General features: G+C 53.5%; 26 protein-coding genes and 1 other RNA gene. 12 read left to right on the forward strand and 15 right to left on the reverse strand.

Annotated features, from left to right (window positions below):
• Nucleotides 1–13: 13 nt before the first annotated feature.
• The gene (gene xerC, locus QUD59_RS09360) at nt 14–910 is read left to right on the forward strand and encodes a tyrosine recombinase XerC (RefSeq protein WP_286236647.1); all 897 of its coding nucleotides are present in this window, start codon (nt 14–16) and stop codon (nt 908–910) included.
• The gene (locus QUD59_RS09365) at nt 910–1,629 is read left to right on the forward strand and encodes an HAD family hydrolase (protein WP_286236648.1); all 720 of its coding nucleotides are present in this window, start codon (nt 910–912) and stop codon (nt 1,627–1,629) included. The genes xerC and QUD59_RS09365 overlap by 1 nt, the downstream gene beginning before the upstream one ends.
• 15 nt (nt 1,630–1,644) lie before the next feature.
• Here QUD59_RS09365 and QUD59_RS09370 read toward each other — a convergent pair whose 3' ends face one another.
• The 10 genes from QUD59_RS09370 to QUD59_RS09415 form a co-directional block, all read right to left on the reverse strand.
• Nucleotides 1,645–3,510, reverse strand: coding sequence for a methyl-accepting chemotaxis protein (locus QUD59_RS09370; protein WP_286236649.1), 1,866 nt, complete (start codon nt 3,508–3,510; stop codon nt 1,645–1,647).
• Between the two features lie 113 nt (nt 3,511–3,623).
• On the reverse strand, nt 3,624–4,766 hold the full coding sequence (gene hemW / locus QUD59_RS09375) for a radical SAM family heme chaperone HemW (RefSeq protein ID WP_286236650.1): 1,143 nt from the start codon (nt 4,764–4,766) through the stop codon (nt 3,624–3,626).
• Nucleotides 4,767–4,769: 3 nt separating this feature from the next.
• On the reverse strand, nt 4,770–5,372 hold the full coding sequence (locus tag QUD59_RS09380; protein WP_286236652.1) for an XTP/dITP diphosphatase: 603 nt from the start codon (nt 5,370–5,372) through the stop codon (nt 4,770–4,772).
• Between the two features lie 75 nt (nt 5,373–5,447).
• Entirely contained in the window at nt 5,448–5,897 is a 450-nt protein-coding gene (locus QUD59_RS09385; protein WP_286236653.1) for a DUF4426 domain-containing protein, read from the reverse strand.
• Nucleotides 5,898–5,909: 12 nt separating this feature from the next.
• Nucleotides 5,910–6,500, reverse strand: coding sequence for a methionine biosynthesis protein MetW (gene metW / locus QUD59_RS09390; RefSeq protein WP_286236654.1), 591 nt, complete (start codon nt 6,498–6,500; stop codon nt 5,910–5,912).
• Nucleotides 6,500–7,669, reverse strand: a complete 1,170-nt coding sequence (gene metX / locus QUD59_RS09395; RefSeq protein ID WP_286236655.1) for a homoserine O-succinyltransferase MetX — start codon at nt 7,667–7,669, stop codon at nt 6,500–6,502. Before metX ends, metW begins: the two co-directional genes overlap by 1 nt.
• Before the next feature lie 134 nt (nt 7,670–7,803).
• Entirely contained in the window at nt 7,804–8,094 is a 291-nt protein-coding gene (locus QUD59_RS09400) for a DUF167 domain-containing protein (RefSeq protein WP_286236656.1), read from the reverse strand.
• Between the two features lies 1 nt (nt 8,095).
• Entirely contained in the window at nt 8,096–8,641 is a 546-nt protein-coding gene (locus QUD59_RS09405) for a YggT family protein (RefSeq protein WP_286236657.1), read from the reverse strand.
• A 135-nt stretch (nt 8,642–8,776) separates the two neighbouring features.
• Complete coding sequence (proC, locus tag QUD59_RS09410) at nt 8,777–9,604, reverse strand: pyrroline-5-carboxylate reductase (protein WP_286236658.1); 828 nt, start codon at nt 9,602–9,604, stop codon at nt 8,777–8,779.
• A gap of 29 nt (nt 9,605–9,633) precedes the next feature.
• Nucleotides 9,634–10,329, reverse strand: coding sequence for a YggS family pyridoxal phosphate-dependent enzyme (locus tag QUD59_RS09415; protein WP_286236660.1), 696 nt, complete (start codon nt 10,327–10,329; stop codon nt 9,634–9,636).
• An 89-nt stretch (nt 10,330–10,418) separates the two neighbouring features.
• Here QUD59_RS09415 and QUD59_RS09420 point away from each other — a divergent pair, with 89 nt between their 5' ends.
• Together QUD59_RS09420 and QUD59_RS09425 are read left to right on the forward strand one after the other, a co-directional pair.
• Entirely contained in the window at nt 10,419–11,453 is a 1,035-nt protein-coding gene (locus QUD59_RS09420; protein WP_286236662.1) for a type IV pilus twitching motility protein PilT, read from the forward strand.
• Between the two features lie 20 nt (nt 11,454–11,473).
• Complete coding sequence (locus QUD59_RS09425) at nt 11,474–12,640, forward strand: PilT/PilU family type 4a pilus ATPase (RefSeq protein WP_286236663.1); 1,167 nt, start codon at nt 11,474–11,476, stop codon at nt 12,638–12,640.
• A 73-nt stretch (nt 12,641–12,713) separates the two neighbouring features.
• On the opposite strand, the gene QUD59_RS09430 is transcribed toward QUD59_RS09425, so the two are convergent.
• The 3 genes from QUD59_RS09430 to smpB all read right to left on the reverse strand — a co-directional run bounded on the left by QUD59_RS09430 (nt 12,714) and on the right by smpB (nt 14,346).
• Nucleotides 12,714–13,364, reverse strand: a complete 651-nt coding sequence (locus QUD59_RS09430; protein WP_286236664.1) for a FecR family protein — start codon at nt 13,362–13,364, stop codon at nt 12,714–12,716.
• A 102-nt stretch (nt 13,365–13,466) separates the two neighbouring features.
• Nucleotides 13,467–13,826, reverse strand: a transfer-messenger RNA (tmRNA) gene (gene ssrA / locus QUD59_RS09435).
• Nucleotides 13,827–13,872: 46 nt separating this feature from the next.
• Nucleotides 13,873–14,346: an SsrA-binding protein SmpB gene (gene smpB, locus QUD59_RS09440; protein WP_286236665.1), complete on the reverse strand. Its 474-nt coding sequence runs from the start codon at nt 14,344–14,346 to the stop codon at nt 13,873–13,875.
• A 268-nt stretch (nt 14,347–14,614) separates the two neighbouring features.
• On the opposite strand from smpB, the gene QUD59_RS09445 reads away from it, so the two are divergent.
• From QUD59_RS09445 to QUD59_RS09455, 3 genes are read left to right on the forward strand one after another with little or no spacing between them, the layout of a single operon-like run.
• Nucleotides 14,615–15,979, forward strand: coding sequence for a sodium-dependent transporter (locus tag QUD59_RS09445; RefSeq protein WP_286236668.1), 1,365 nt, complete (start codon nt 14,615–14,617; stop codon nt 15,977–15,979).
• A 16-nt stretch (nt 15,980–15,995) separates the two neighbouring features.
• On the forward strand, nt 15,996–16,427 hold the full coding sequence (locus QUD59_RS09450) for a type II toxin-antitoxin system RatA family toxin (protein ID WP_286236670.1): 432 nt from the start codon (nt 15,996–15,998) through the stop codon (nt 16,425–16,427).
• Between the two features lie 9 nt (nt 16,428–16,436).
• Entirely contained in the window at nt 16,437–16,748 is a 312-nt protein-coding gene (locus QUD59_RS09455; RefSeq protein WP_286236671.1) for an RnfH family protein, read from the forward strand.
• Between the two features lie 3 nt (nt 16,749–16,751).
• Here the strand turns inward: QUD59_RS09455 and QUD59_RS09460 are convergent, their stop codons facing one another.
• Complete coding sequence (locus tag QUD59_RS09460; protein WP_286236673.1) at nt 16,752–17,090, reverse strand: outer membrane protein assembly factor BamE; 339 nt, start codon at nt 17,088–17,090, stop codon at nt 16,752–16,754.
• A 115-nt stretch (nt 17,091–17,205) separates the two neighbouring features.
• On the opposite strand from QUD59_RS09460, the gene fur reads away from it, so the two are divergent.
• The gene (gene fur, locus QUD59_RS09465; RefSeq protein ID WP_286236674.1) at nt 17,206–17,628 is read left to right on the forward strand and encodes a ferric iron uptake transcriptional regulator; all 423 of its coding nucleotides are present in this window, start codon (nt 17,206–17,208) and stop codon (nt 17,626–17,628) included.
• An 84-nt stretch (nt 17,629–17,712) separates the two neighbouring features.
• Here fur and recN read toward each other — a convergent pair whose 3' ends face one another.
• Nucleotides 17,713–19,374: a DNA repair protein RecN gene (gene recN / locus QUD59_RS09470; protein WP_286236675.1), complete on the reverse strand. Its 1,662-nt coding sequence runs from the start codon at nt 19,372–19,374 to the stop codon at nt 17,713–17,715.
• A 200-nt stretch (nt 19,375–19,574) separates the two neighbouring features.
• On the opposite strand from recN, the gene grpE reads away from it, so the two are divergent.
• The 4 genes from grpE (at nt 19,575) to cysE (ending at nt 24,359) form a co-directional block, all read left to right on the forward strand.
• The gene (grpE, locus tag QUD59_RS09475) at nt 19,575–20,168 is read left to right on the forward strand and encodes a nucleotide exchange factor GrpE (RefSeq protein ID WP_286236676.1); all 594 of its coding nucleotides are present in this window, start codon (nt 19,575–19,577) and stop codon (nt 20,166–20,168) included.
• 132 nt (nt 20,169–20,300) lie between these two features.
• Nucleotides 20,301–22,229, forward strand: a complete 1,929-nt coding sequence (dnaK, locus tag QUD59_RS09480) for a molecular chaperone DnaK (protein ID WP_286236677.1) — start codon at nt 20,301–20,303, stop codon at nt 22,227–22,229.
• 135 nt (nt 22,230–22,364) lie between these two features.
• On the forward strand, nt 22,365–23,498 hold the full coding sequence (gene dnaJ / locus QUD59_RS09485) for a molecular chaperone DnaJ (RefSeq protein WP_286236679.1): 1,134 nt from the start codon (nt 22,365–22,367) through the stop codon (nt 23,496–23,498).
• Nucleotides 23,499–23,552: 54 nt separating this feature from the next.
• The gene (gene cysE / locus QUD59_RS09490; RefSeq protein WP_286236680.1) at nt 23,553–24,359 is read left to right on the forward strand and encodes a serine O-acetyltransferase; all 807 of its coding nucleotides are present in this window, start codon (nt 23,553–23,555) and stop codon (nt 24,357–24,359) included.
• Nucleotides 24,360–24,371: the final 12 nt, after the last annotated feature.

Below are 24,371 nucleotides of genomic sequence, written 5' to 3' on the forward strand. Positions count from 1 at the left end.
CGGTGTCGCGGGTGTGAAAGAGGCGCAGCTTGAGCAGTTTCTGCACTATCTGGCAACAGAGCGGCAGCTTTCCCCTCATACCCTGAACAACTACAGCCGGGACCTGCTGCGCTTCCTCGAATTTGTCGAAGAGCACCGTCTGGCGCAATGGGCTGATGTCAGCGCCCGCCATGTGCGCCAGTTTGCGGCACAGATCCACCGACAGGGGCTGGCAGGAAAAAGCATTCAGCGTACCCTTTCAGCGGTACGCAGCTTCTACCGTTTTCTCGCCCGGGAACAATGGGTGGAACAGAACCCGGCCGAGGCGGTGCAGGCACCGAAAGCCTCGCGTAAACTCCCCAACACACTGGATACAGATCAGATCACCCGACTGCTGGATATTCCGGTGTCTGACGCCCTCTCCGCCCGTGATCTGGCGATTATGGAGCTGATCTACTCCTCCGGTCTGCGTGTATCTGAACTGGTCGGGTTGGATATGCAGAATCTGGAACTGGCAGAGCACAGTCTGCGGGTGCTGGGTAAAGGTAATAAAGAACGGGAGTTGCCGGTGGGGCGTAAAGCCCTGCAGGCGCTGGATCGCTGGTTTGATTACCGGGACCAGCTGGCCGATTACACTCAACCTGCGTTGTTTGTCAGCAGCCGGGGTGGTCGGATCAGTGTGCGTACTGTGCAGCAACGGATGGAATACTGGGGCAAAAGGCTGGGAATCACCGGTCGGGTGCACCCGCACCGGTTGCGTCACAGCTTCGCCAGTCATATGCTGGAATCCAGTGGTGACCTGCGTGCAGTGCAGGAGTTACTGGGGCATGAAGATATATCCACCACCCAGATCTATACCCACCTCGATTTTCAGCACCTGATGCAGGTTTACTCCGGTGCGCATCCCCGGGCGCAAAAAAAGGATAAGTAATGATTCGTTGTATTACCTTTGATCTCGATGACACGCTCTGGGCGGTTGATCCGGTGATCACTCACGCCAATCAGACGATGTTCGAATGGCTGACAGAAAACGCACCGGCCTTTACCCGGTTATATCAGATTAAAGATCTGCCCCAGCTGCGCCATGCTGTACTGGAAGAAGCGCCGGAGATTGGTCACAGTGTCACCCTGATTCGTCAGGCCCAGCTTCGCCATGGCCTCCGGGCGGCAGGCTACACGGCGGAGCAGGTTGAGCGTCTGACTGAACAGGCGTTTTCCGTGTTTATTCAGGCGCGTCAGGAGGTGGTGTTCTTTGAGCATGCCCGCGAAACACTGCAGGCGTTGAAAGACGCCGGTTATCAGTTGGGCGCATTGAGTAACGGCAATGCGGATGTACAGCGGGTTGGCCTGGGTGATCTGTTCGATTTCCAGTTTAAGGCGGATGATGTTGGTCAGATGAAGCCCCACCCTCTGATGTTCCTGCAGATGCTGGAGCATACCGGTCTGCGCCCGGAGCAGGTAGTCCATGTGGGCGATAACCCGGAACACGATATTCAGGGCGCGGCTGCGCTTGGAATCTGGACTATCTGGATTGATCTTTCAGGCGCGGGTACCTGCGCCGAAGCAACAGAACAGACTGATTGCCTCAGCCGCCTGCCGGATCTGGTCGAAAAGATCCGGCAGACAGCGCAGCGACGGGTCACCCTCTAGGCGTGTGTGTGGTTGTCAGTGCAGCTTGAAGCGGCTGACAATCTCTCGCAGATTTGCGGCCTGCTGAGCCACTTCTTCACTGGCCATCGCATTCTGACCAACCTGTTCGTTTGCCACCTCAACAATCGCCTGAATCCGCTCGGCGTTCAGGTCAATCTCGCTGGCTACAGCGGCCTGCTCTTCAATGGCCGAGGCGACCTGAGTGGTCATATCGACAATGCTGTTGGCGTCTTCGTTGATTTTCGCCAGTGCACTGATAGTGCCGCTGGCTTCTTCTGCGCTGCGGGTGCTCAGTTCCACGCTTCGCTGCATCAGGCCGGATACCTGTTCCGTCTGTTGCTGCAGGGCGTTGACCATCTCTTCAATTTCAGTGGCCGATGACTGGCTGCGACCGGCCAGCGCCCGGACCTCATCCGCAACAACCGAGAAGCCCCGGCCCTGTTCTCCGGCACGGGCGGCTTCGATAGAAGCATTCAGTGCCAGCAGATTGGTCTGTTCGGCAATGGTCTTGATCACATCCAGTACGGTGCCGATACGGTTACTGTTCTCTTCCAGTAATTGTACAGCCTGCGTACTCTGATTCGCTTCTTCTGCCAGTTGGTTAATATTACCGATGGTCTGATTAATAATCGCCTGACCTTCGTTAGCACTGGCCTGAGAGCTGGTAGCGGTCTGTGCGGTGAGATCCGTATTATGAGAGATCTCATGCATGGCGTTCTTCATTTCACGGACGGCTGAAGATACCTGACTTACCTCATGTTTCTGGTCCTCAAGGCCTTTCGAGGTATCCGCAGCAATGGCCGATACCTCTTCCGCAGAGGAACTGAGGGAGAGGGAGGATTTACTGACATCATCCAGCAGCGACTGGAACTCCTCCATCATGCTGTTAAAACTGCGGCCCATATCGCTCAGTTCATCATTGGAGGTGATCGGGTAGCGCAGGGTCAGGTCTTTATCATCCCGGGCTGAGCTCATCACATTCTTTAGCGAATCGACACGGGAGGTTATATTCCGGGCGATCCAGAAGGCAATCAGCGCGATAACGACCGCCAATACCAGAGACTTAGCGGCAGAAAACAGCAAAATATTGTCCGTTTCCTGTTTCAGGCGCTCTCCGATCACCTGTTCCTGCTCTGCCAGCAGGGTTTCAGATTGATGGATGGTGCTACGCATCTGGCCGAACAGGCCCTCTTTGCTGCTCAGGCCGAGTTTTTCGTAATGACCGACCAGTGCGAGGAAGCCTTCGCGGTAGATTTTCAGCAGGGCTTTGGTTTCTTTTGCCAGATTGGGATCGCCGATGACCTGTGCAATGTCGTTATCCAGTTTGCTGAAGTTCTTCTCGAATTTTTCCCGGTATTTCAGATCCTTGCGCAGGAGGAAGTCTTTTTCATTACGGCGTAGCTGCAGAATGCCGGAGACCAACTGGTGATAGCCCAGTTCATTCACTTTACCTTCCGCGCCCTGCACGGCTTTACGCAGGTTGCCGCGCAGCCCCTCTTCATGGGTCAGGCCGATCTCGGCTTTGGTATTGGCAACCGCTTTGAAGTGGCTCTGATACTGAAGGAGTACCTGATCCAGAGATTCAAGCTGGCTGTTATCAATACCGGATTGCTCCAGCAGATTAGCCAGATGCATCAATTGGTTATGGAAGGTGTCGACGGTTTCATCGAAACGGCCCAGGTACTTGCTGTCGTCCCGGGCAAGGAAGTCTTTCTCGTGGCGACGCAGGGTCAGCATGCTGCTTTCCAGCTCGCTGACGGTGGTCTGGGCGTCTTTGAGGCGACCCACACTGTCGAGGGCAAAATGCAGGAATGAATAGACGGCCCCGATGGCAATAATAGTCACAAGGATCAGACAGGAAAGCTTTGCTTTGATCGTCATGGTGAAGTATCTCGGTCTCAATTAAGTGACGGTAGCAATCCTTTGCCTGCGGATTGTGCATATGCACTACTTCAAAACTAATACATAAACGGCGATTAGGAAAGTTTATTCAATTAAATTAAGAAGATGGATAACAGATCATTGAGGAATAAGCGGCCTTTCTCGCTGGGGCGGAGGTAGCGGGTGTCTGCTGTGAGCAGCCCCTGCCGGCGCGCCTGAGTCAGCTCCTCGCGGATTGATTCGAGTGATAAGCCGGTGCGTTGGGAAAACAGTTCAGCGGGAACCCCCTGATACAGCCGCAGGGCGTTGAGCATAAACTCAAAAGCCCGCTCTTCGGTTGGCAGTTCGGTTTCACCGCCGAGACGGCGCTGCGGGTCCATATAGGCTTTCGGTTGTTTCTGCTTCCAGCGGCGGATCATCCGGTCCTGCTCTGACAATGTGATTTTGCCATGGGCACCGGCGCCGATCCCCAGATAGTCACCAAACTGCCAGTAGTTCAGATTATGTCGCGACCGGTCTTTTTCCGACTGGGCGTAAGCGGAGATCTCATACTGTTGATAACCCTGCTCGGCCAGCAATGCCTGTCCCCGTTCCTGAATGGCCCAGAGGGTGTCATCCACCGGTAGTTGCGGTGGTCTGGCGTGAAATTCGGTATTGGGTTCGATCGTTAACTGGTACCACGACAGGTGGTCAGGTTGCAGGGCGATCGCCTGTTGCAGATCGTGCATCGCTCCGGCCTGATCCTGACCGGGAAGGCCGTGCATCAGATCCAGATTGAGTCGCGGAAACAGTTCCCGCGCCAGCTCTGCGGCCTGAATGGCGTCTGCCGAGGAGTGTATCCGGCCCAGCGCCTGCAACTGGTGGTCACCGAAACTCTGGATGCCGATGGAGAGGCGGTTAATCCCCGCTTCCCGATAGCCCCGGAATTTCTCCTGCTCAAAGGTTCCGGGGTTCGCTTCAAGGGTGATCTCTGCATCGGCCTCAATCGGAACTATGCGATCAATTTGCTGCAGCAACTGTTTGTAATTATCCGCAGAGAACAGGCTTGGGGTGCCGCCGCCAATGAAAATGGTGCTGATATTACGGCCCTGAGCCAGTTCCGCCTCTGCCTTCAGATCCTCCAGCAGGCAGGCGATATACTCGGCTTCGGGCAACTCTCCCCGCTGGGCGTGAGAGTTAAAGTCGCAGTAGGGGCACTTACGCACACACCAGGGTACGTGGATATACAGGGCAAGAGGGGGCAGTTGCAGCGACATAACTTACTTCAGGTAGGGTGCAATAAGCTGCTTAAGCTGAGCGACCGCTTTGCCGCGATGGCTGAGCTGGTTTTTCTGCTCTGGTGCCAGTTCTGCAGAGGCTTTTTCCAGCTCAGGAATCCAGAACAGGGGGTCGTAGCCAAACCCGTTTTCACCACTTGGCGCCTCAAGAATCTGACCTTCCCAGCTGCCCTGACAGATCAGCGGGGTGGGGTCGTTTGCATGGCGCATAAACACCAGTACACAGCGGAAACGGGCACTGCGCTCGGCCGCTGGCAGACCGGCCAGTTTCTCCAGAAGCAGGCGGTTGTTGTCGGCATCAGAGGCGCCAGCACCTGCAAAACGGGCAGAGTAGATTCCCGGAGCGCCCTGCAGTGCGTCCACCTCGAGCCCGGAGTCATCCGCCAGCGCGGGAAGGCCGGTAACTTCTGCCGCATGACGGGCCTTAATCAGTGCGTTTTCGACAAAGCTCAGGCCGGTTTCTTCGACATCGCCCACATTAAAATCGGACTGTGGCAGGACCGTGACCTTAAGATCCGCAAGGACCTGATTAAACTCCTTGAGTTTGCCTTTATTGCCGCTGGCTAATACGACCTGAGTAATCATCTGTGGTTTCCCGAGGGTTCTGAATGAAAAAAGGCGCACGGAGCTGTGCGCCTTTTATGTTTAGTGATCGCTTACTTACTCTTCGTAGAACTTCTGTTCGAAGGCTACATTGAATGCCGGCTGATTAGGATCAGGCTGAACTTCCAGTGCCAGTCGAATCACCTGATCGTCGGTAAAACCGAATTCGCCTAGATAGTAGATGGCGTCACCTTCATCCACTTTGTTAAAGCGGATCTCCTGGGACTGCTGAATCAGGTTGGTTGCTTTGCCTGTTACCACGGCGCTTACAGCGGTTTTCTGATCACCGTTTACTTTCAGTACAGAGACGTTTACCAGCGCTTTCCGTTTACTGCGCGAAATCCCGACCTTCTGCGCGACATCCGGCTGTATAAAAGTGCTGTTAAACGCGTTGTAATGAATTTCGTATTCGCCATGGGCGACAAGCTGTTCGGCCAGCAGTGGCTGGCTGAGCAGACTGACTGCTGCGATCAGAGCGGCTGAAATCCATGTTGTTATCCGATTCATGATCTGCCTCGCTTATTTGGTAATCCGGTAGATGGCAATCTCGCCCAGCATATTCGGCCAGAGGTGAATCCACCACCGGTGTTGGTGTTCGTTATCCACCACGGTACGCTCCATGATATAGATATTGCGCTCTACGCAGAGGCGCTCAAAATCCTTGAAGGTACAGAAATGGGTGTTTGGCGTGTTATACCAAGTATAGGGCAGGAACTTGGAGACCGGCATTTTACCGCGAAACGCCAGATAGCCACGGGCGCGCCAGTGGCCGAAATTCGGGAAGGTAACGATGCACTCCTTACCGATTCGCAGCATCTCGTCGACGATTTCATCCGGGCGCATCATGATCTGGATAGCTTGCGTCATGATCACCGTATCAAAGGTGTTATCCTTGATGGAGGCCAGCCCCTCCTCGATATCTTTCTCGATGACGTTAACGCCTTTGCGAATGCATGCGGTGATGTTTTCCGGGCCGATCTCAAGGCCGTAACCGCTGGCATTCTTATGGTTTTGCAGATGGTGCAGCAGTTCGCCGTCACCACAACAGAGGTCGAGCACCCGGCTACCCGGCTCAACCCACTCTTTAATCAGGTCTAAGTCCGCACGCATCAGTGGTTCTCCTTGTCAGACAGGGCCTGGGTATCCGCCTCAACCCGTTGCATATAGGCACTGAAAACATCCAGATAGCGGGGAATCGGAATCAGGAAAGCATCATGCCCGTGGGCTGCTTCAATCTCGGCATAGCTGACCTGTTTGTCGGCTTCTACCAGTGCATCGACGATCTCCCGGGAGCGCTCCGGTGAGAAGCGCCAGTCAGTGGTGAACGAGATCACCATAAACTTAGCCCGGGCCTGTTGCAGGATGGCAGGCAGATCACCCTCCGTTGCCGCCGCCGGATCAAAGTAGTCCAGAGCCTTGGTCATCAGCAGGTAGGTGTTGGCGTCGAAGGTGGTAGAGAAGCGTTCACCCTGATAGCGCAGATAGGATTCCACCTCGAATTGAGGGGTGAAGTCGTAGCTGATCTGCCCGGCGCGCAGTTCACGGCCGAATTTGCTGCGCATGCCGTCATCGGAGAGGTAGGTGATATGGCCGAGCATGCGCGCCAGCATCAGACCAACGCGGGGTACTTCGTCCTGTTCGTAATAATGGCCGTTGTAGAACTGTGAGTCCTGACTGATCGCCTGACGCGCCACCTCGTTGAAGGCGATATTCTGTGCCGACAGTTTTGGGGCTGCCGCGATCACCATGCAGTGGCGCAGACGGTCCGGGTAGTTGATCGACCATTGCAGCGCCTGCATGCCACCGAGGCTGCCACCGATGATAGCGGCAAACTGGTCGATGCCAAAGTAATCGGCCAGACGCGCCTGGCTTTCGACCCAGTCATTGACGGTGACGATAGGAAAGTCCGGCCCGAAGGGCTTTCCGGTTTCAGGGTTGATCTGATTTGGTCCGCTGGAGCCATGGCAGCCGCCCAGATTGTTCAGGCCGATAACAAAAAACTTATTGGTATCAATGGCTTTGCCGGGGCCGATGGCTGAATCCCACCAACCGGGCTTTTTATCGTCTGCGCTGTGATAACCCGCAACGTGGTGGTTGCCGGACAGCGCGTGGCAGATAAGAATGGCATTGGAGCGGTTGGCGTTCAGTTCGCCATAGGTCTCCACCATCAGGTGGTAGTTGTTCAGAACACGGCCGCACTGCAATTGCAGCGGCTGGTTAAATTCAATTTTCTGTGGTTCTACGATTCCAACGGAATCTTCAGGAATTACAGCAGGCATCTCTCAACTCGACTCAAACAGTAAAGGCTGGTGTGTGGCAGATGAAGCAGTGCACCGGGCACAGGGGAGTCGAGCTTCACATCTCGTAGAAGATGAGCACGCGACCGAGAGAAATGTGGGTAGTAACTGTCACGTCAGGGAATCTCAATATTCAGTGATTCGGGTATCTTAACCGGTTGCGTTATCTTAACGCGTTTTTGTCTGGCAAGCTCGCCTTTGACAATAGTAACTGCATTTTTAGCCACGCCGAACTGTTTGGCAAGATATTTCACCAGATGGGCGTTGGCTTTACCGTCGACTGGCGGCGCGGTAATTCTGATCTTCAGGCTGTCGCCGTGATCGCCGCAAAACTCATCTTTGCTGGCTTTAGGTTGCAGGTGGCAGTCGAGAATAAGATCCCCCGACTGCCATTGAAACCAGGGCATATCAGAACAGCAACCGGCCCAGTTGCGACTGGATCAACTGGATCACGATGAAGATCAGAATCGGTGACAGATCCAGCCCGCCAATCGGTGGAATCACTTTGCGCGCGAGGCTGAACAGCGGCTCGGTTACCTGCTGGATAAGCTGCGGGCCCGGATGATAACTACCCGGAGCCACCCAACTGATAATCACAGAGCCGAGTACGGCCCAGAAATAGATGGTGAGGATGGCATCGAGTATTCCTACCAGTGCCAGCATCAGCAACTGCAGCAGGTTGGGCATTGCCATGCCGGAAGCCAGCACGATCAGCAGCAGTACCACCAGTTTAATGCCAATGGCGTAGAGCAGTGCTGACAGGTCAATGCGACCTACCCTTGGCACCGCGCGGCTGATCGCCAGTACCGGTACATTGGTCAGGCGGGCAATCGCCTGAGAGATCGGATTGTAATAATCGGCATGGGAGATCTGCAGGAGAAAACGCATGATGACAATAAACGCGTACATCTCACCCAGCATGCGGATAATCAGAACGATGGGATCCTGAGCCATGGTCATTCCTATGTGACTGAAAAGTTGGCAAAACCCTGTTAGGTTCAACCCAGAAGTATAGAGCCTAGTTGGTGCCGGGTGAACCTTTCGGCCAGGAAGTTGTGCCCAACCCCCTGACCGGGCGGAGAGTGACGCTTAGTCTTTACCCAGTTCTGCTGCCAGTTCTTCCGAACGATCATTGCAGCGCTGCATCGCTTCTTCAACCAGCGCGGGCAGGCCACCTTCGACAAAGCAGTTGATCGCCTGTTCGGTGGTGCCGTTAGGCGAGGTAACCCGGCGACGAAGCTCGGCTGGATCCACATCGCTGGCCTGTGCCATTTTTGCGGCGCCTAGTGCTGTCTGTAACGTCAGTTGGGTGGCCACCTCTTCGGTCAGCCCCAGCTTTTTGCCGGCCGCAATCATCGCTTCCATCATCAGGAAGTAATAAGCCGGGCCTGAGCCGGATACGGCGGTAACAGCATCCAGTTGCTCTTCAGTTTCTACCCACAGGGTAAGGCCGGTTGCCTGCAAGACAGTTTCAGCCTGCTGGCGTTGTTCGGCAGTGACCTGCGCGTTACCGAACAGGCCGTTGGCGCCGGTCTGAACCAGAGCCGGGGTGTTAGGCATACAGCGAACGATCGCCGGGTTACCGCCGAGCCAGTGTTGCATGCTGCTGCTCATAATACCTGCGGCCACAGACACGATCAGCGGCTGATGTGTCTGAACCGCGTCGGCCATCGCCAGACAGACCGGTTTCAGGATCTGTGGCTTGACCGCCAGAATCACAACATCGGCAGAAGCTACGGCGGCGTTGTTGTCGGTTGTTGTCTTCAGGCCCTGAGCCTGCAGATCCTGCAGACGTTCTGCATCGGGTTCGCTGGCCCAGATTTTCTCTGCCGGGTAGCCATTGTTGATCAGGCCGCCGATGATTGCGCGAGCCATATTGCCTGCGCCGATAAATGCCAGAACGGGTTGTTTATTCACGATGGTTTCCTTTCATTACTGTTCAGGTGTCAGGCCGGCCTGGCTGGCCTGGCACCGAAAATCGCGGTGCCTATACGGACGATGGTGGAGCCCTGCTCGATTGCTGGCTGCATATCGCCCGACATGCCCATAGACAGTGTATCTAACTGAGGGTGAGCGGCCTGTAATTCAAGCAGCAGACTATTCATGCGCTTAAATGCTGCGGCTTGTTCGTTGCTGTCGTCGGTGGCTTTCGGGATTGCCATCAGCCCCCGGACCCGGATGTTAGGCAGCCCACTCAGTGCAGAGACCAGCTCCGGGAGCTCCTCCGGGTTGCAGCCGGCTTTGCTCGCTTCGTCGCTGATGTTCACCTGAATACAGATATTCAGTGGCGGCATTCCCTCAGGACGCTGCTTTGACAGGCGCTGACCAATTTTGAGGCGGTCTACGGTGTGCAGCCAGTGAAAGTGCTCAGCTACGGGGCGGGTTTTGTTGGACTGCAGCGGTCCGATGAAATGCCAGCAGATATTCAGATCATGGAGTTGGTGTATTTTTTCCAACGCTTCCTGCAGGTAGTTTTCACCGAAATCACACTGGCCGACCGCATAAGCGGCACGGATATCTTCTGCCGGACGGGTCTTGCTGACCGCCAGAAGGGTAATCTCTTCCGGCTGGCGCTGACAATGGCGGGCTGAATCCGCCAGTTGGAGGCGAACCTTATCAAGGTTCTCTGCTATGATTGACATACTAATTTGTCGCCTTGGCAATTGGATTGCAACAGGTATTCTGCTAGAACTAATCCTACAAGCAAGCAGTACCGGGTTACAGGATCGCTATGGATATTACCGAACTTTTATCATTCACCGTACAGCAGGGCGCATCCGACCTGCATATTACCGCAGGAATGCCGCCTATCATCCGTGTTGACGGGGATGTTCGCCGTATCAAACTGCCTTCACTGGATCACAAACAGGTCCACTCCCTGATTTATGACATCATGAACGATAAACAGCGTAAAGAGTACGAGGAAGTGCTCGAGACGGATTTCTCGTTCGAGGTGCCGGGTCTGGCCCGTTTCCGTGTTAACGCCTTTAACCAGAACCGTGGTGCCGGCGCCGTATTCAGGACCATCCCCAGCAAGGTATTAACGCTGGATGATCTGGGTATGGGCAAAGTGTTTCAGGATCTGTCGGAAAAACCCCGTGGACTGGTACTGGTGACCGGGCCAACCGGTTCCGGTAAGAGTACCACGCTGGCGGCGATGATCGATTACATCAATGACACTCGTGCGGATCATATCCTGACCATTGAAGACCCGATCGAATTCGTGCATGAAAGTAAGAAATGTCTGGTGAACCAGCGTGAAGTGCACCGTGATACCCACAGCTTTGCCAACGCCCTGCGTTCAGCCCTGCGTGAAGACCCGGATATTATTCTGGTGGGTGAGATGCGAGACCTCGAAACCATCCGTTTGGCGCTGACAGCGGCGGAAACCGGTCACCTGGTATTTGGTACCCTGCATACCACCTCAGCGGCAAAAACCATTGACCGTGTGATCGACGTATTCCCGGCAGCAGAGAAAGCGATGGTTCGTTCTATGTTGTCTGAATCATTGATGGGTGTTATCTCTCAGACTCTGCTGAAAAAACCTAATGGCGGTCGTGTGGCAGCACATGAGATCATGATCGGTACTCCGGCGATTCGAAACCTGATCCGGGAAGATAAAGTGGCACAGATGTATTCAGCCATTCAGACCGGTGCCTCATTCGGGATGAAAACGCTGGATCAGTCACTGATGGAGCTGCTACAGAAAGGCATGATTTCCAAGGATACAGCGCGTGAGCGGGCGGCGAACCCGGCTCAGTTCTAAACCGGTTGTAGGAGAAAAGCGTGGATTTTACGCAACTATTGAAAGTGATGGTGGAGCGGGACGCATCCGACTTGTTTGTGACCGCCGGGGCCCGGCCGACGATCAAAGTGGACGGAACACTGAAGCCTCTGACCAAGGATACTCTCAAACCTTCCCAGTCACGGGCGCTGGTTTACAGCACAATGAATGACAAACAACTGGCCGAGTTCGAAGGCACTCATGAGTGTAACTTCGCGATCAGCGCGCCAGGGCTAGGGCGATTTCGTGTCTCGGCATTTTTTCAGCGCAACTCTGCAGGGATGGTACTGAGGAAAATCAGTGACTATATCCCCAGTCTGGAAGAGCTGAATCTGCCGCCGATTCTGCGTGATCTTTCGATGACCAAGCGTGGTCTGATCCTGTTTGTGGGGGGAACCTCGACGGGTAAATCGACCTCACTGGCATCCATGATCGACTACCGAAATACCAATCACCGTGGTCATATCATTACCATTGAAGACCCGATTGAGTACGTACACGATCACAAGCAGAGTATTATCACGCAGCGTGAAGTGGGGATTGATACCGAATCCTTCGAAGTGGCCTTGAAAAACACCCTGCGTCAGGCGCCTGACGTCATCCTGATGGGTGAGATCCGAACCAAGGACACCATGCAGCACGGTCTTGTATTCGCAGAGACCGGCCACCTTACGCTGGCAACCCTGCACGCTAACAACGCCAACCAGGCGTTGGACCGTATAATCAGCTTCTTCCCGCCGGAGCATCACGACCAGCTATGGATGGACCTGTCGCTGAACCTTAAGGCGATTATCGCCCAGCAACTGTTGCCGACCAAAGATGGTAAAGGCCGTCGTGCCGCCATCGAAGTGCTGATCAACACCCCACTGATTCAGGATCTGATCCGTAAAGGTGAAGTGCACGAGATCAAAGAGGTAGTGAAGAAATCCACCAACCTGGGGATGCAGACCTTCGATCAGGCGCTGTTTGAGCTCTATAAAGATGGCGTTATTACCTACGAGGTTGCGCTGGCCCATGCGGATTCTGCCAACGACCTGCGCCTGCTGATCAAGCTGAGTGCGGATACGAATCCGGAACTGGCTGACCAGATGGAAGAGCAGTCCTTCCAGATGCAGGAAGAGGATGATTTTCTTCACAACGAAGATGATGGCCAGTTTAAGCCACGCTAAGTGAGCTGATAAAATCGATTGCAAGCCGGGCTTCTGCCCGGCTTTTTAGTGCCGGCGTGGGAATGGTATCCGACTACTGCTCGATTCCCGCAGGACTTTCAGGCTGAAGTTCGGTGGCCGCTTTGGCCCGGGCCAGCTTGGTTTCACCCCATCGCTTCACAGTTGCCGGAGCGGTACCGGACTTAACCGTGGTGCCCTCATTAGCCTGAGTCAGCTCAACCCGGCCCTGTTCATTCTCGACATAAACGCCTTTTCCGCTGAGCATAGTCACGTCCAGATCATCCGAGAAAAGAAAGCCGCCAATAAACTCAGTCCCTCTGACGCCGATAGTGGCGACGGGTGTTTCGATCTCAAACCGGGGTTGGGCCTGCTTGCCGATGGCGCCGGTTAACGTGCGAAAAGCACCTTTAAGCATTTTAAAACGTACATCAGAGCTGTTTTCATCATATGTGTACCGAGAAAGCTGGAACTGACTCTGCTGCGCAAGAGTAATAGTGGTTTTATCCATGAGCCTGATTAATACGCGACTACCGGCAGGCGTGATCAGCATGTCACCCTGATAAAGCGCATCGTTACGCTTCAGCATCAATTGCTGTTCACCACGTTCTAACAGAGGCTTTCCTGTGGCCAGCACCACATTGCCGATAGCGTCAGCGAGACTGAGGCTGGGGAAGGCGAAAATCAGTAATGTTATGAATACGGGGTGTTTAAATCGTTTCAGCATGGTATTTAAATTTAAGAATTATTTACGCATGAGTGTAGCGTATTGCTGGCAGAAAGGCGTAAAAAAGCCCCGCAGACAGCGCCTGCGGGGCTTTTTAAAATTTGGTGGAGATGGCGGGTTTCGAACCCGCGTCCGCCAATCCTCCGCCCAAGGATCTACATGTTTAGGCTACTCTATTGAGTTAACCCGTCGCGACCCGAGAGCCAGGGTGCTATGGGCGAGCCTCTAAAGGTTTTAACCGTTCAGCCTGAGACAAGGCTTCCGGGCGATTCTGTCTCGGATGATACCGCAGATCCTCTAGTTACAGACACCTGAAGGAGCGGCACAAGCTGACTTAAGCAGCTAGAGCGTAGTTATCGTCGTTAGCAACTATAACTAGTGTAGCGATGTATTTACGAGATTCACTACGATCTCGACATGCACCTAAGGTTTTGCAATCGGCGTCGAAGCCAAGTCATCCCCAGATTTCGGCTATTATAGCCTTATGACACAAAGATAAGAAGAAAGTTTATTTCGCCGCCATCACGCGTTGTTTCTGGCGTGCCCAGTCGCGGTCTTTATCGGCTGCACGTTTGTCATGCATCTTCTTACCTTTTGCCAGAGCAATTTCACATTTAACGTGACTTTGCTTCCAGTAGAGGGAAAGGGCGACGCAGGTGTAGCCTTTGGCCTGAGTGGCACCGATGATTTTCTCGATCTCACGCCGATGCAGCAGTAGTTTGCGGTCTCGGGTGGGGTCGGCAACCACATGGGTGCAGGCCGTTTTCAGCGGCGTAAAGTGGGCGCCAACCAGCCAGGCTTCACCGTTGTGAATAATCACATAGGAGTCAACCAACTGGGCGCGACCTTCACGCAGACTTTTGACCTCCCATCCGGTCAGCGCGAGGCCCGCCTCGAATTTATCTTCAATCAGATATTCGTGACGTGCTTTTTTGTTCTGACAGATGGTGTTGCCCGACGGGGCTTTCTTCTTTTTGGCCATGGCGGGCGATTATATAGTGCCGCCCTCAGTAATAAAAGCAGAGAATGCAGCAGTTTATAGTGGGGTGTGGTCGCCGCTGTGGCAGGAGAAGCAGGATAAAATTTGTGGGTAAAACGACTGGCTTTGGCCGGAATGTCAGGTAATTTTTCTGAAATTTTCGGGAATAAATTATCTGTGCAAAAAACAGGCAGCATTCGGTGTACTTAGGTCTTAAAAAATGAAAGAATCGCCGGCTTTTCGCTTAAGTGATTCTAGAGAGAAGCAGTTCATGCAGGAAAAGAAGTCAATTCATGGTGCCTGGGCATCACGCTGGATCTTTATTTTGGCGGCCACGGGTTCCGCCGTTGGGCTGGGTAACATCTGGAAGTTCCCTTATATCACAGGTGAGAATGGCGGCGGTGCGTTCGTTCTGGTTTACCTGTTCTGTATTCTGCTGGTCGGCGTGCCGATCATGATGGCGGAAGTGCTGGTAGGTCGCCGCGGTCGGCAGAGTCCGATCAACGCGATGCGTGATGTGGCGATCGAGGCGAATCATTCTGGGAAATGGTCGCTGGTTGGCTGGATGGGTGTCCTTGCCGGCTTCATGATCTTCTCCTTCTACTCCGTTGTAGCCGGTTGGGTGTTGTACTACATCGCGGGTATGGGCGTAGGTGACTTTATTGCGATCGGCAGCAGCGATGCCGGTGCGGCTTTCGATGCACTGCTTGCCGATGAACAGACCCTGCTGATCTGGCATAGTGTCTTTGTTGTGATGGTGATGCTGGTTATTGCCGGGGGTGTAAACAAGGGTCTGGAGAATGCGGTTAAATTCCTCATGCCTGCCCTGTTTGTGCTTTTGCTGGTGATGCTGGGTTACTCCATGCAGACCGAGGGTTTTGCTGCGGGCTGGAATTTCCTGTTTCATTTTGATTTTTCTGAACTGAGCTGGAACGCGGTGCTGGTAGCGCTGGGTCATGCATTCTTTACCCTGTCACTGGGTATGGGGGCGATCATGGCTTATGGCTCCTACATGCCGAAGAAAACCTCCATCGGCGGTGCCGTTATTACAATCGCTGTGATGGATACATTGGTGGCGTTGATTGCCGGTCTGGTAATTTTCCCGATCGTATTTACTAACGGTATGGATCCGGGGGCTGGCCCGGGGCTGATGTTTGTCACCTTGCCGGTCGCCTTTGGTCAGATGCCGGGTGGTCAGGTCTTTGGGTTTGTCTTCTTCCTGCTGGTGGGTATTGCGGCCTGGACTTCGGCTATCTCGCTGATTGAGCCGGCAGCTGCTTGGCTGGTGGAAAAGTTTGGCTGGCACCGTGTGCCGGCGTGTATTGCATTAGGCCTGCTGGTCTGGGGGCTGGGTGTTGCTGCGCTGGGGTCATTCAACTTTATGTCTGACTTTACCCTGCTGGGCTTCAATACCTTCGATTTCCTCGATTTCATGACCGCGAATATCATGCTGCCTCTGGGCGGATTGTTTATCGCTATCTTCACCGGCTGGTTTGTAACCCGGAAGATGTCTGAAGATGAGTTGGCAATCTCCTCACCGCTGCTGTTCAATGCGTGGTATATTGCCCTGCGTTATATTTCACCGGTTGCGGTAGCAGCTATTTTTGTTCTCAATCTGATTGAGAAACTGAAGTAAGGACAGTTCCAACGGCATGACTCAGGTAAACCGCAGTGCATTGGTCTTGCACACCGCAGAGCAGATGTTTGATCTTATTGATGATGTGGAGCGCTACCCTGAGTTTTTGCCCTGGTGCAGTCGAACCGAGGTGATCAGCCGCAGTGAAACTGAGCTAGTCGCCACGCTCTATCTTGCCAAAGGCGGGTTGAAATACAGTTTCACCACCCGAAATCAGTTAAACCGGCCACTGCAGATGACTCTGGAACTGGAAGAGGGGCCGTTTTCCTCGCTCAGTGGTGTCTGGGATTTCAAAGCCCTGAGTGAAGAGGCCTGTAAGGTCAGTCTGAATCTGCATTTCGAATTTTCTGGTAAGCTTGCCTCTCTGGCGATGAGCAAGGTATTCAATCAGGTCGCAACGACTCTGGTGGATGCGTTTGTGACCCGTGCCGATCAAATCTACGATTAAGAGCTGAAGATGATTGTTGAAGTGGCTTATGCTCTACCCACCGAGCAGAAGATTATCTCGCTGAACGTGGCGGAAGAGTGCACTGCCTATGAGGCGGTTATTAAATCGGGTATCGCTGAGATGTTCCCACAGATCGATCCGGAAAATGATCCGATGGGGATATTTGCCAAGGCGATTAAAGATCCGAAAACAACGGTGCTGAAAGAGGGGCAGCGGGTAGAGATCTACCGGCCTCTGATCGCCGATCCGAAAGAGGCGCGGGCGAAACGCGCAGCTAAAATGAAAGCGAAAAAGGAAGCTGAAGCTGCGCGCGATGCGTGAGGTTTAGCCTTCGGAGCCGCCGCCCGGGCGGAAGTCGCCGTTCAGGCCGCTCAGCTTACCATCGGTGAAGTAGAGCGAAATGCGTTCACGGGTGTAGCTGTCGTCAGAACCACTTTTCATGCTGTAGATGTAATCCCAGCGACCTTCGTGGAAGGTGTCAGTGACCAGCGGTGAACCCATGACGAAACGAACCTGATTCTGGGTCATGCCGGGACGTAGCTGATCAACCATCTCCTGGGTGACGACGTTGCCCTGCGGCAGGTCGATTTTATAAACACCGGGGAAACCGGAGCAGCCTGTCAGAGCAACAGTTAAAACTGCAGCAATAAGAAGTTTTTGCATCTGATTTTTGCTTCCACTATTGTGCGTAAATGCGGATAATAAAGTTTCGTGCGCATTTGAACAAGCGCTTAGCATACTGTGCCGTCAGTATATATCCAAAGCATAGAGAATTATTATGTCACTCGAAAATCAGGAACTTCGTAAAGCAGGACTGAAAGTTACCCTGCCGCGTGTAAAAATTTATCAGATACTGGAGCAGGCTGGCGAAGGCGACCATTTCAGTGCTGAAGATATTTACAAGTTGCTGATGGAAAAAGGTGAGGACGTAGGTCTGGCGACCGTTTACCGTGTTCTGACCCAGTTTGAAGCAGCCGGTCTGGTGACCCGTCACCATTTTGAGGGCGGTCACTCTGTTTTCGAACTGGCGCGTGATGAAGAGCACGATCACATTGTCTGTGTAAAGAGCGGTATCGTTAAAGAGTTTAACGACCCTCGCCTGAATGCCTTGCTGAATGAGATTGCGGAATCTATGGGCTTCACCGTGACGGATCGCACGATCTATCTCTACGGTGTGCATAAAGACGCTGAAGAGAAGTGATCTTTAACTGAATCAGTGACAACGAAAAGGCCAGCGATAAGCTGGCCTTTTCGTTACTGCAATAACCCTTCAGAATGTCCGTCTTCAGGCTTGCCCCAGCATCTCCCGGGCGTGCTCAACGGAACGTTCGGTGATATCGATCCCCCCCAGCATTCTTGCTACTTCCTGAACCCGGCTTTCATTATCCAGCTGATTAATCCGTGTGTGAGTCTGGGTTTTGTCGCTGCGTTTACTGACAAACAGATGTTGATGACCCTGAGAGGCGACCTGCGGCTGGTGGGTCACGCAGAGAATCTGGGCGCGTTCCCCTAGTTGCCTTAACAGGCGGCCAACTACCTCTGCGATGGCGCCACCGATCCCCACATCAACCTCGTCGAAAATCAGCGTTGGGGTGGTCGAGGTCTGAGCGGTAATGACCTGAATTGCTAGGCTGATACGCGACAGTTCGCCCCCGGAAGCAATTTTTGCCAGTGGTTTGGCCGGTTGGCCCTTGTTGGTAATAATCAGGAACTCCACGTCTTCCAGCCCCTGAGCTGCGGGTTTATGCAGCGGAGTGAGGGCGACAGAGATCTCTGCAGACGGCATGCCCAGACTATGCAACTGCTGGTCAACCTGCTTACTTAGCTGGCTGGCGGCCTGACGGCGTTTTTTGCTGAGTTTTTCTGCCTTATTGAGGAACGCCAGTCGTGCGGCCTCGGCCTCCTCGGCCATCTGTTCGAGTTCTGCGTCAGATCGGTTTAACCCTGCCAGTTCCTGTTCCAGATTCTGCTGGAACTGCAGCAGCTCATTCGGGTGAATCCGGTGCTTGCGGGCGATTTCAAAGATGCCGGAGAGGCGCTCTTCGACTTCGCTCTGACGCTCCGGATTAATCTCAACCCGATCCAGATAGTGGCGAATCTCGCTGCTGGCCTCTTCCACCTGAATCAGGGCGGAGTTAAACATCTCGATAGCCTGGCGTACAGAGGGTGATTCTGACTGCATATTCGTCAGCAGGTGGAGGCACTGATGGAGTACCTGAACGCAGTTGTTATCGTCGCTTTCACTGGCAAGGCTGATCAGTTGATGGCCGGTATTGATAATCTCACCGGCATTGGCCAGTGTTTTTTGTTCTGCTTCCAGTTGCTCAATCTCGCCCTCCTGCAGCGCCAGTTGTTGCAGTTCCTCAACCTGATAACTGAGTAACTGTACCCGGGCGGTCTGTTCGGCGCTCTGTTCCGACAGGCGTTTCAGCTCGCTGGAGAGTTGGTGCCACTGTTCATAGCTATGGCGAACCTGCTCAGCCAGCGGGCTCTGACCAGCAAACTCATCGAGCAGAGTGCGGTGATACTCTTTTTTCAGTAGTCGCTGGTGCTCATGCTGACCGTGAATGGCTGCCAGATATTCACCCAGAGATTTGACCATTGCAGCGGGTGCAGGCCTGCCGTTGATGTAGCAACGTGAGCGGCCCTCTTTGGTGATGACCCGGCGCAGTATGCATTCGCCATCGTTATCAAGATCGTTATCGATCAACCAGCGGCTGGCTTCGGGGATTTGTTCCAGGCAGAAATTGGCGCTGATGTCGGCTTTGTCGGCGCCGTGTCTGACGGCACCGCTTTCAGCGCGATCGCCGAGGGCTAAACCCAGAGCGTCCAGCATAATTGACTTTCCGGCACCGGTTTCACCGCTGACGACGGTCATGCCCTGGCTGAGTTCCAGATCCAGGCTTTCTACGATTGCAAAATCTCGGATAGTGAGCTGAATGAGCATAGTCAAATACATGTGTTTTTATACAGTGGTTTCTGTATAAGCCATATTTTCGGTGGATGCAAACTTTATCTGCCGGAAGGATAAAAAAATCCGCTAAAGAGTGTTGAAAGGTTGAGCTTTGTCCCCATATAAATCGGCAACAAATTTTTTCCCTAATTCAGACGCGTTATTGCCGGCATCAGGCTGGCTGGAGATTAACAATGGCGAACGAAGAACTGAAACCGGCTGAACAGCAGACCGCAGAACCTGTAGAGCAGGCCGCAGAAGAGCAGCAGGCCGCAGACGTGAATGCAGAAGAATCCGCAGATCAGGTTGAGCAGGTGGATGATGCAGAACAGTTGGCTCAGGACCTGGCTGCTGCCACCGCAGAAATAGAAGCGCTCAAAGATCAGATGCTGCGGATTCAGGCCGAAGCGCAGAATGTGCGCCGTCGTGCCGAGCAGGATGTTGAGAAAGCGCATAAATTTGGTGTGGAAAAATTTGCCAACGAAATGCTGCCGATTGTTGACAGCCTGGAACGTGCGCTGGAAGTGTTTGGCGACGATGAAACTCTGCAGCCGATGCGTGAAGGGGTGGAGATGACCATGAATATGTTCCTCTCCGGCTTGGCCAAGTTTCAGATGGAGCAGGTGAACCCGAAAGGTGAAACTTTCGATCCGGCACTGCATCAGGCGATGTCTATGATCGAGGTGCCTGATACCCCGGCTAACACCGTTATCGAAGTCATGCAGAAAGGTTACACCCTGCATGGTCGTCTGGTTCGTCCGGCGATGGTGATTGTCGCTAAAGGTTAATAATTTTTAACAGACAGCCTTGAAACCGTACAAATCGTACTTATATAGGTTTCAAGCTGACTGAAAAACAGTCAAACGAGATTCAATGACTGCCCGTCCTAACCGGGCAGCTAGCAAGTGGAGCAGATACAAATGGGTAAAATCATCGGTATTGACCTGGGAACCACCAACTCTTGTGTTTCCATTCTGGACGGTGACAGCGCGAAGGTAATTGAAAACGCAGAGGGTGATCGTACTACCCCTTCAATTATCGCGTACACGGATGACGACGAGATTCTGGTAGGTCAGCCTGCCAAGCGTCAGGCGGTAACTAACCCTAACAACACACTGTTTGCGATCAAGCGTCTGATCGGTCGTCGTTTCAAAGACGATGTGGTTCAGAAAGATATCAAAATGGTGCCGTACAAAATTATCGAGGCAGACAACGGTGATGCCTGGGTTGAGGTAAAAGGCCAGAAAATGGCTGCGCCTCAGATCTCCGCAGAAGTTCTGAAGAAGATGAAGAAAACTGCAGAAGATTACCTGGGTGAAGCGGTGACTGAAGCGGTTGTAACCGTACCGGCTTACTTCAACGATGCGCAGCGTCAGGCAACTAAAGATGCCGGTAAGATTGCGGGTCTGGAAGTTAAACGTATCATCAACGAGCCAACCGCTGCGGCACTGGCTTACGGTATGGACAAGTCCAAAGGTGATAAAACCATCGCGGTTTACGACCTGGGTGGTGGTACCTTCGATATCTCTATCATTGAGATCGCTGAAGTCGATGGTGAGCACCAGTTCGAAGTACTGTCTACCAACGGTGATACTTTCCTCGGTGGTGAAGACTTCGACCTGCGTCTGATCGAATATCTGGCAGACGAGTTCAAGAAAGAGTCTGGTATCGATCTGCACAACGATCCGCTGGCTCTGCAGCGTCTGAAAGAAGCGGCTGAGAAAGCGAAGGTTGAACTGTCTTCTGCGCAGCAGACGGATGTTAACCTGCCGTACATTACTGCAGATGCGACCGGTCCTAAGCACCTGAACGTTAAGATCACCCGTGCGAAACTGGAATCTCTGGTTGAAGAACTGGTTATCCGCTCTCTGGAGCCTTGTAAGATTGCTCTGCAGGATTCTGATCTGAGCGCGTCTGAGATCGACGAAGTGATTCTGGTGGGTGGTCAGACCCGTATGCCACTGGTACAGAAAAAAGTGGCAGAGTTCTTCGGTAAAGAAGCACGTAAAGACGTTAACCCGGATGAAGCGGTAGCCATGGGTGCTGCGATTCAGGGTGCGGTACTGGCCGGTGACGTTAAAGACGTTCTGCTGCTGGACGTAACGCCTCTGACACTGGGTATCGAAACCATGGGTGGTGTTGCAACGCCGCTGATCGATAAGAACACTACGATTCCTACCAAGAAATCGCAGATCTTCTCGACAGCAGATGACAATCAGGGCGCGGTAACAATCCACGTTGTACAGGGTGAGCGTAAGCAGGCTGCACAGAATAAATCTCTGGGCCGTTTCGATCTGGCTGACATCCCGCCAGCACCGCGTGGTGTTCCACAGATCGAAGTAACCTTCGACCTGGATGCCAACGGTATCCTGAACGTATCCGCTCAGGATAAGGCAACGGGTAAACAGCAGTCTATCGTGATCAAGGCGTCCTCCGGTCTGAGCGATGACGAGATCGACCAGATGGTTCGCGATGCTGAGTCTCACGCAGAAGAAGATAAGAAATTCGAAGAGCTGACCACTGCCCGTAACCAGGGTGATGCAATGGTTCACTCTGCGAAGAAGACAATCGAAGAAGCGGGTGACAAGGCGACTGATGAAGAGAAAGCTGCAGTAGAAGCAGCGATTGCTGAACTGGAAGAAGCCCTTAAGGGTGACGACAAAGAGGCAATCGAAGCGAAAACTACAGCGCTGACCGAAGCGATCTCCGGCGTTGCTCAGAAGATGTACGCTGAAGCAGCACAGCAGGCGGAAGCCGAGCAGGCTGCAGGCGGTGCTGAACAGCAGGCTGGCGGTAACGACGACGCAGTTGACGCAGAGTTTGAAGAAGTTAAAGACGACAAAAAATAAGTCGCCTTAACAAACCTGTTAATTGCGTAGGCCTCCCGCTGCAATGTTGGCGGGAGGTACAATAACTCGGCACCGCGGGCTTTATGCCCGCGTTGTCATATCCGGCACTAAGCCGTGCAACTGTTGTGACTGACTATGTCGAAACGAGATTATTACGAAGTATTGGGTGTGTCCCGCGACTCATCCGATCGCGATATCAAAAAAGCTTTCCGCCGTATGGCGATGAAATATCATCCGGACCGTAATCCGGACGATAAGGAATCCGAAGACAAGTTCAAAGAGGTGAATGAAGCCTACGAAGTCCTGTCTGATGCGCAGAAAAAAGCAGCCTATGATCAGTATGGTCATGCCGGGGTCGACCCGAACATGCGTGGCGGTCATGGTGGCGGTTTCGAAGGAAACTTCTCAGATATCTTCGGTGATGTGTTCGGCGATATCTTCGGTGGCGGTGGTGGCCGTGGCGGCCGTAGTTCCGTGCAGCGCGGTGCTGACCTGCGTTACAACATGGAAATGACGCTGGAAGAAGCGGTCCGTGGTGTAGAGCGCAGCATCAAAGTCCCGACGCTGGTTGCCTGTGAGACCTGTGATGGTTCCGGTGCCAAGCCGGGTACCAGTGCAAAAATCTGTGGAACCTGTGGCGGTCAGGGTCAGGTGCGAATGCAGCAGGGATTCTTCTCTGTGCAGCAGACCTGTCCAACCTGTCATGGCGAAGGTAAAGTAATCAGCGATCCGTGTACCGATTGCCACGGTCATGGCCGTAAAGAGAAAACCAAAACCCTGAACGTCAAAATCCCTGCCGGCGTGGATACCGGTGACCGGATTCGTCTGGCGGGTGAGGGTGAAGCGGGCAGCCACGGCGGGCCGGCCGGTGATCTCTATGTGCAGGTACACGTCAAGGATCACCCGATCTTTGAGCGTGATGGCAAGCATCTGTACTGCGAAGTGCCGATCAGCTTTGTTGATGCAGCACTCGGTGGTGAACTGGAAGTGCCGACGCTGGATGGTCGGGTTAAACTGAAAGTTCCGGCGGAGACCCAGACCGGTAAGATGTTCCGCCTGCGTGGCAAGGGGATCTCTCCGGTACGCGGCGGTGCCACCGGCGATCTGCTGGTGAAGGTGGTGCTCGAAACTCCGGTGAAACTCAGCAACCGGCAGAAAGAACTGCTGCGTGAGTTCCAGGATGAGATGGATCAGAGTAACCACAAGCACAGTCCGAAAAAGCATGGCTTTTTCGATTCTGTGAAGAAGTTCTTTGAAGATATGACCTGAAACTAAGGGGCTGCGGACACAGCCCCTTAATGCTTTATAAGAAACGGAGATGGCATGAGCCAGAATCCAGAATGCCCAACCTGGCTTTGGGAAGAGATTACAGCGGAAGCTGAGCGGGAAGTGATTGAAGAGCCGGTGCTGGCGGGTTTTTATCACGCCAACATTATTGGACATCAGAGCCTCTGCTCCGCATTAGCCTATCTGTTAAGTCGTAAACTGCATGATGATGCGGTGCCGGCGGTGACCTTTCGTCTGGTGATTGAAGAGGTGTTCCGCGATGCACCTGAGATCCTGCAGGCGGTCTGCGCTGATATTGCTGCAGTACGCACCCGTGACCCGGCAATCGATAAATACGCCACCGTGCTCCTCTATCTGAAAGGTTTTCATGCCATTCAGGCCTATCGCGTGGCGCACTACATGTGGAACAAGGGTCGCCGTAGCATGGCGCTGTATATTCAGAGCCGTGTCAGCAGTGTACTGCAGGTGGATATCCATCCTGCAGCGCGGATTGGTCATGGGGTTATGTTCGACCATGCGACCGGTATTGTCGTTGGCGAAACCAGCGTGATCGAAAATGATGTGTCTATTCTTCAGTCCGTTACCCTGGGTGGTACCGGTAAAGAGTGTGGCGATCGTCATCCTAAGATTCGCGAAGGGGTTATGATTGCCGCCGGTGCGAAAATTTTCGGTAATATTGAGATCGGTGCCGGCGCTAAGGTCGGTGGCGGCAGTGTGGTTCTGGACAGTGTTCCTGCGCACACCACGGTGGTAGGTGTGCCGGCGCGTGCTGTGGGTCATCCGCAGTGTGATAAACCCGCGCTGGATATGGATCAGAACGTTCTGCACGATAAGAAAAAATAAACGGAAGGTAGC

Source organism: Neptuniibacter halophilus (genome assembly GCF_030295765.1).
Lineage (GTDB): Bacteria > Pseudomonadota > Gammaproteobacteria > Pseudomonadales > Balneatricaceae > Neptuniibacter > Neptuniibacter halophilus.